Raw genomic sequence first — 7,033 nt, forward strand, 5'->3', positions numbered from 1 at the left:
TAATGGTTTTCATGTATTAGTAGCATTGATTTTAATAGTTCTTGTTATTAAAATATTTATTGTTTTTTTTGTCTCAATTTCTGCTTTTGTTATATTGAGTTTAAAAATGGACGGATATTTAATAGTCAAGCTTAAGGCATTGCTATTTTTGTTTTTAGGATAAATTTTCAGTGGATATGCTTTAAATTTAAATGAAGTTTTAGGACCAATAAAAAACTCTCTATATTTACTTTTATACTTTGCTTCATTGTTTATTGTAAGATCTTCTTTTTTAAAGACAATTTTATCGTTGTTAAGACTAGTGTTTTGCCAATTTATTTTTACTATGTCTAAACTATTGTTTGTAATTTGAATATAAATATATTCATTTGTCGCTTTAATTACATCTATGTCAATGTATTTAGAGTGAGATTCTAAAACTTTAAAATTAGTTTTATAATCATGGTTTATTTTTATTGTTGTACAGCAATAAAAATAAACCATTGAGATCAAAAATATTGTTTTTATGTATTTTTTGGCAATATTTTTATCTAGTTTTGTGAAAACCAAGATCTGCAATATTTTCATTTCCTGGAATAAAAGAAATTTTTCCACCTTGTTCTTCAAATTTTTTCCTTAGTTCAACCGTCTTTTTGATTAAGTTGATAGTAATTTCTTTTAGTTTTTCGCTATTATAAATTCCTTTTGACCAATAGTCAATTATTAATTTACTGTCGCCAAATATGTTTTTTATATTTTCTTTTAATGCTATTTTGAGTGCTGTATATAGGGCAAGTAATTCTCCGAAATTATTGCTAATCCCTTGAAAATTTTTGACATAATGATTTCCATATTCATTAATCAAGGATTTATCTAGAATTTTATTCAATACCGAAATCCTTTTTTCGTTTACAACTCTAATTTCCACACCTTTTCCTCTTCCTGTTCCAGAATCAAAATATATTCCAATCGGATGATGATAATTTTTTTTATCCCCATTGTCCAATAGCCAATTTTGAGCTTGTTCTATTGTTTTAAAACTTTTTATTTTATTATTTTTTCCTTTAATAGCAATTTTGCATTCTTCCCAGGATTTGAAAATGATTTTTTCATTGCTATTGATTAAAATGCATGCATAATATTTGTCCATATGGTAGTATTAACTTCCTGAACACCAAAGGTTTGTTATATTGCAAGCTCTTCCAAAAATTTTTTCTTGCGATTTTTTTATTTCCATTGTATCTATTATTTCTTTGTTGTAACCAATGAATTTTTCTTTTAAGCTAGGTTTAATGAGCCTTTTTGGGAGCACGCTTGGGAGTATTCCTGTAATCGTATAAGACATGTAAAAATTGTAAGCTGCTGCATTTATTTCTCCAGGAGTAATTATTCCTGAAATTTCATAATTTCTTGATACATTAAGCCCCGCTATTTTATATATTCTATCAACTACTAAAGAGCAATAGGTTTTGTTATGAATTTCTTCAAGATTAAATGAATCTGTCCATAAATTAGAGGATATTAATGGAATCATGTATCCAAAGTTATTGTCAATATATCTACTTCTTCCAAAATTAATAGCTTTTTGGATTGTTCTTGTGTCTGTTATTGGTGAGAATATTTTTAATATTCTTGATTGTACATATGTTGAAAGTTTCTCATATCCTGAGCCTTGAGTAGATGCTGTATCGAATTTGATTTGATTGCTTGTAATTATTGATTTTATATCAAAACTATCGTTTCCATTGAATGCATTTTTTTTAGTAGCTTCATATTTTTCTTCATCAAATATTCCTACATGTTGCCAAAAATAAAAAAACTCTGTCCAATCTATTTTTGGTTTTATTAGTATTATGTCACCATTTGATAAAAGAGATCTTAATTTTTCAGGGGTTATTTCAATGCCTGTATTTGGATCTATTATTTTTGGTATTAGATCATATTGATTACTGTTATCGGGATCAACAGTTGATCTTTTTTTCCTTCTACTAGTAGGTGTTGTTTGTTTCGAATAATACAATTCATTGTGAAGATCTGCAATTTTTTGTTTTTCAATTATTGTTTCTATTGTGTTGTTTTCAACTTTTAAAAAGTACATAAATTGTTTAAAATATTTTTTATCTTTTATTTTTAACAATTGATTTGCTATTATATGAGGTGCAACATATTCTTCCCCATCTATTATTTCTTTTGTTATTGAGTTTGTATTTTCTTGGGGAAAGAATGAATTGATATGGCTTAATTGTATGTATCCTAAATTTTTATCATTGAATGTTTGCTCAATTAAATTTAGAATTTCTTTTTCTAGGTGCATTTGTAATTCGATTAATGCTGTCAATTTTTCATTATTTGAATTTGTATGATCAAAATTTGTTTTTTTTTCAAAAGCAGTATCAATTTTGATTGTTAGATTGCCATTTACGCTGCTTTGATCTATAAACTTTATCCATTCTGTTTCATTATTTAAATAATTTTTATAAGCATTTAAATAGTTTTTTATTTCTTCTAGTTTCTGTGGACTTATTTTTATTTTTGCTGCTGTTTGTTTTATTAAGAAAGAATTATCGTTATTGTTTAAAATTTCTTGAATGTTGGATATTGGTATTCGATATTCTGTGCCGGAAGGATTCCTTATCAAAGAGCTTTCTAGTGGTGTTTTTTGTGTTAATATGATTTCTGATTTGTTTAGATTTTTTGACTCGTTATCCATAATTAAGGAGCAAGAGAATAATAAGATATGCATAGTTAATATTAATATTAATCTATTAATTTTCTTCATGATAGTATTTTAGCATAATTCTTGTTAATGTTTTGATTTAAAGTTTTGTTTTAGAATTTCTTTTTTTGTTTTTAGTAATTTTTTTATACCTATAATATTTTTTAAAAATATTAATAAATAATTGATATTTTTAAATTTAAACTATAATATTTCAATATATGGCAATTTTTATAAAGGGGAAATCGATGGAGGGATATTTAAATCCAATAAATATATTTTCAGAAATAGGGCGTTTGAAAAAAGTTTTGCTTCATAGGCCAGGAGAAGAATTAGAAAATCTGACACCTTTGATTATGAAAAATTTTTTATTTGATGATATTCCTTATCTTGAAGTTGCAAGACAAGAGCATGAAGTTTTTGTAAGTACTTTAAAAAATAACTCAGTTGAAGTCGAATATGTTGAAGATCTCGTTAGCGAGGTTCTTGCTTCTTCTGTAGCGCTCAAAAATAAATTTATATCCCAATTTATTTTTGAGGCAGAAATAAAAACAGATGACTCAATTTCTATTTTAAAAGATTATTTTTCTAATTTGACTATTGATAATATGGTCTCTAAAATGATTTCGGGCGTTGCAAGAGAGGAGCTTAAAAATTATACATCCCTTGATGATTTGGTTAATAGTGCAATTCTTTTTATTATTGATCCTATGCCCAACGTTTTATTTACCAGGGATCCTTTTGCTAGTATTGGCAATGGAATTACAATAAATAAAATGTCTACTAAGGTTAGACATAGAGAAACGATATTTGCAGAGTATATTTTTAAATACCACCCTACTTACAAAGAAAATGTTCCAATTTGGTTTAATAGATGGGAAGAGACTTCTTTGGAAGGTGGAGATGAGCTTGTTTTAAGTAAAAATCTTTTGGTTATTGGAATTTCTGAAAGAACAGAAGCGGAGTCTGTAGAAAAATTAGCTATTAGTCTTTTTAAAAATAAAACTTCATTTAGCACAATTCTGGCTTTTAAAATTCCAAAAAATAGGGCTTATATGCATTTGGATACAGTTTTTACGCAAATTGATCATAGTGTTTTTATAAGTTTTATGAGTGATGATATGTATTTCTCAATTTATGCTTTAACTTATAATTCAAGTTCTAGTAAAATTCATATTAAAAAAGAAAAAGCCAGACTTAAAGATGTTTTGAGTTTTTATCTCGGTAGAAAGATTGACATAATAAAATGTGCAGGTGGAGATTTAATACATGCTGCAAGAGAACAATGGAATGATGGTGTTAATATTTTAGCTATAGCTCCAGGAGAAATAATTGCTTATTCTAGAAATCACGTGACTAATAAGTTGTTTGAAGAAAATGGTATTAAGGTTCACAGAATTCCTTCTAGTGAGCTTTCAAGAGGTCGTGGTGGTCCAAGATGTATGTCTATGCCTTTAATAAGAGAGGATATTTAGTATTTGATTCAAAACAAGTTAAGTAAATGTGTTTTTAAAACCAATTGTAAAGGTCAGAGGTTATTATGTATAATTTACGAAATAGGAGCTTTTTAAATCTTTTAGATTTTACAAGCAAAGATATTCGATATTTACTTGATTTATCTATCGATTTAAAAAGATCAAAATATGCAGGAATTGAAGTGCAAAAACTTAAAGGTAAAAATATAGTTATAATTTTTGAGAAAGATTCAACAAGAACGAGATGTGCTTTTGAGATTGCAGCGTATGATCAAGGTGCAAATATTACGTATTTAGGACCCAAAGGTAATCAAATAGGTGTAAAAGAGTCTATGATAGATACCGCTAGAGTTTTAGGACGCATGTATGATGCTATTGGATTTAGAGGGTTTTCTCAACAGACCGTTGAATGTTTGGCAAATTATTCTAATATTCCTGTTTACAATGGATTGACAGATATTTCTCACCCAACTCAAATACTAGCCGATTTAATGACAATAGAAGAGCATAAAGGAAGTTTAAAGGGGATTAAAATGGTATTTTGTGGCGATGGTAGAGGGAATATTGCCAATTCTTTGTTGAAAGGCTGTGCGATTATGGGACTTGATTTTAGAATTTTTGCTCCCAAAGAGCTTTTTCCAGATTCCGATTTGATGCTTAAGGTAAGGGCTTTGGCCTTAAAGAGTGGAGGTGAAATTACAATTACAGACTCTAAAGAAGAAGCTTTAAAATGTGCTGATGTTGTGTATACGGATGTGTGGGTATCTATGGGCGAGAGTAATTGGGAGGATAGAATAAATCTTTTAAAGCTTTATCAAGTCAATAAAGAGATAATGCGTATGGCAAAATCTGATGCAATATTTATGCATTGTCTGCCTGCTTTTCATAACTTAAGCACTGTGGTCGGTAAGGATATTTTTGATAAATATGGGCTTAATGGAATTGAAGTTACAGAAGAAATTTTTGAAAGTAAAAATTCAGTTGTTTTTGATGTTGCCGAAAATAGAGTGCATACTATTAAAGCTGTTATGGTAGCGACTTTGGGATAGCAATATCTTATCTACATGAAATTATTTAGGAGGAGCATTATGATCAAAATGCCAAGTAGTTTTACAATAATATTTTCTTTAATTGTATTTGTTACTATCTTAACATATGTAATTCCTGCTGGCAAGTTTGATAAAGAATTTAGACAAATAGGTGATGGACCTAAAAGGGAGATAATCGTTGCTGGAACTTATCAATCTGTAGATCGAGGTCCCAGAGGATTTTTTCATCCTATTATGACGATTTTAACTGCAATGTCAAAAGGTATGGAACATGCAGCTGAAATTATTATTTTTGTTTTAATTGTTGGGGGTGCTTATGGGATTATTATGAAAACAGGAGCAATAGATGCGGGAATTTATTGTTTAATTAAGAAGTTGGGGCATAAAGATAAATTACTTATTCCTTTGTTGATGTTTATTTTTTCAATTGGTGGAACTGTAACTGGAATGAGCGAAGAGACCCTTCCTTTTTATTTTGTTATGATTCCTTTAATAATGGCTTTGGGTTATGATGCTCTTGTTGGAACAGCTATTATTGCTTTGGGAGCCGGAGTGGGCACTATGGCTTCTACTGTAAATCCATTTTCTACAGGAATTGCATCTGCAATAGCTTCTATTGACTTACGGGATGGATTTTATTTTAGAATTGTTCTTTATCTAGTATCAGTATCAGTTGCTATAATTTATGTTTGTGCTTATGCATCTAAAATTAAAAAAGATCCCTCAAAATCACTTGTATATTCTCAAAGAAATGAACATTATCAATATTTTGTTAAAAAAAATGAACTTTCTAGAGACAATGCTCAGAATGTTGTTGAATTTACTTTTTCTCATAAATTAGTTTTATTTTTATTTGGGTTTATGATATTGGTTTTGATATTTAGTATTGTCCATCTTGGTTGGTGGATGCAAGAAATGACAATGTTATATCTTGGGGTTGCTATTATATCAGCTTTTATTTGTAGATTGGGTGAATCTGAAATGTGGGATGCATTTGTGAAGGGTTCTGAAAGTCTGGTAACAGCAGCTCTTGTTATCGGGCTTGCCAGAGGTGTTATGATAGTATGTGATGATGGTTTGATTATAGCTACGATATTAAATGCTGCCATTAATTTTTTATATAATCTTCCGAGACCTTTTTTTATCATTTTGAATGAGATTATTCAAATATTTATAGGATTTGTTGTTCCATCTTCGTCGGGTCATGCTAGTTTAACTATGCCAATAATGGCTCCACTTGCTGATTTTTTGTCAATGCCGAGATCTTCGGTTGTTATTGCTATGCAAACTTCGTCTGGACTTGTTAATTTAATAACACCCACAAGTGGAGTTGTAATGGCTATATTAGGAATATCTAAATTGAGTTATGGTACTTGGTTTAAGTTTGTTTTGCCATTATTTATTATTGAATTTTTTATTTCCATATTAGTTATTATAGCTAATATTTATTTGAATTTGTAATTAAAATAAGAGTGCTAAGTATAAATTTATATACTATATACTTTATGAACATTAATAAATGAGATATTATTCAATAAAATAAAAAATGTAAATAATCAAAAAAATAATTGCAAATTGATAGACAATTTTTTAGAAATTATGATATTATTACTATATTTCTAATTTTTTGTTTTAATTTTTATAAGCTATCAATTATTTTTAATAAATCGTCTACTTTTACATATTCTCTATAACCTGTTACATCAATGAAATGATTAAAATCACTTTTACTACTAGTTTTGAACCAGGGGTTTAGGTTATTAGGGTTAATCTTTTTTTGAATCAAAAATATCTATACTAATTAAAAATTATAT

The 7,033-nt window shown here is 28.2% G+C and carries 6 protein-coding genes; 3 read left to right on the plus strand and 3 right to left on the minus strand.

Annotated elements, in window-relative coordinates:
- Positions 1–9 precede the first annotated feature (9 nt).
- From QIA21_RS04845 to QIA21_RS04855, 3 genes are read right to left on the minus strand one after another with little or no spacing between them, the layout of a single operon-like run.
- The gene (locus QIA21_RS04845) at positions 10–558 is read right to left on the minus strand and encodes a hypothetical protein (RefSeq protein ID WP_091972257.1); all 549 of its coding nucleotides are present in this window, start codon (positions 556–558) and stop codon (positions 10–12) included.
- The gene (locus QIA21_RS04850) at positions 527–1,129 is read right to left on the minus strand and encodes a ribonuclease H family protein (protein ID WP_301393344.1); all 603 of its coding nucleotides are present in this window, start codon (positions 1,127–1,129) and stop codon (positions 527–529) included. The genes QIA21_RS04845 and QIA21_RS04850 overlap by 32 nt, the downstream gene beginning before the upstream one ends.
- 9 nt (positions 1,130–1,138) lie before the next feature.
- Positions 1,139–2,758 (minus strand): hypothetical protein, encoded by a 1,620-nt coding sequence (locus tag QIA21_RS04855; protein ID WP_301393345.1) that lies wholly within the window; start codon positions 2,756–2,758, stop codon positions 1,139–1,141.
- A 185-nt stretch (positions 2,759–2,943) separates the two neighbouring features.
- Here QIA21_RS04855 and arcA point away from each other — a divergent pair, with 185 nt between their 5' ends.
- The 3 genes from arcA (at position 2,944) to QIA21_RS04870 (ending at position 6,680) form a co-directional block, all read left to right on the plus strand.
- The gene (gene arcA / locus QIA21_RS04860; protein WP_301393346.1) at positions 2,944–4,170 is read left to right on the plus strand and encodes an arginine deiminase; all 1,227 of its coding nucleotides are present in this window, start codon (positions 2,944–2,946) and stop codon (positions 4,168–4,170) included.
- A 65-nt stretch (positions 4,171–4,235) separates the two neighbouring features.
- Positions 4,236–5,219 (plus strand): ornithine carbamoyltransferase, encoded by a 984-nt coding sequence (argF, locus tag QIA21_RS04865; protein WP_301393347.1) that lies wholly within the window; start codon positions 4,236–4,238, stop codon positions 5,217–5,219.
- Between the two features lie 39 nt (positions 5,220–5,258).
- The gene (locus QIA21_RS04870; protein WP_301393349.1) at positions 5,259–6,680 is read left to right on the plus strand and encodes a YfcC family protein; all 1,422 of its coding nucleotides are present in this window, start codon (positions 5,259–5,261) and stop codon (positions 6,678–6,680) included.
- Positions 6,681–7,033 lie beyond the last annotated feature (353 nt).

The sequence above is a fragment of the Borreliella japonica genome, assembly GCF_030438115.2.
Taxonomy (GTDB): domain Bacteria; phylum Spirochaetota; class Spirochaetia; order Borreliales; family Borreliaceae; genus Borreliella; species Borreliella japonica.

Coding starts and splice junctions, on each gene's coding strand:
- QIA21_RS04850 (WP_301393344.1), bottom strand. CDS start 1,129: ATGGACAAATATTATGCATGCATTTTAATCAATAGCAATGAAAAAATC.
- QIA21_RS04855 (WP_301393345.1), bottom strand. CDS start 2,758: ATGAAGAAAATTAATAGATTAATATTAATATTAACTATGCATATCTTA.
- arcA (WP_301393346.1), top strand. CDS start 2,944: ATGGAGGGATATTTAAATCCAATAAATATATTTTCAGAAATAGGGCGT.
- argF (WP_301393347.1), top strand. CDS start 4,236: ATGTATAATTTACGAAATAGGAGCTTTTTAAATCTTTTAGATTTTACA.
- QIA21_RS04870 (WP_301393349.1), top strand. CDS start 5,259: ATGATCAAAATGCCAAGTAGTTTTACAATAATATTTTCTTTAATTGTA.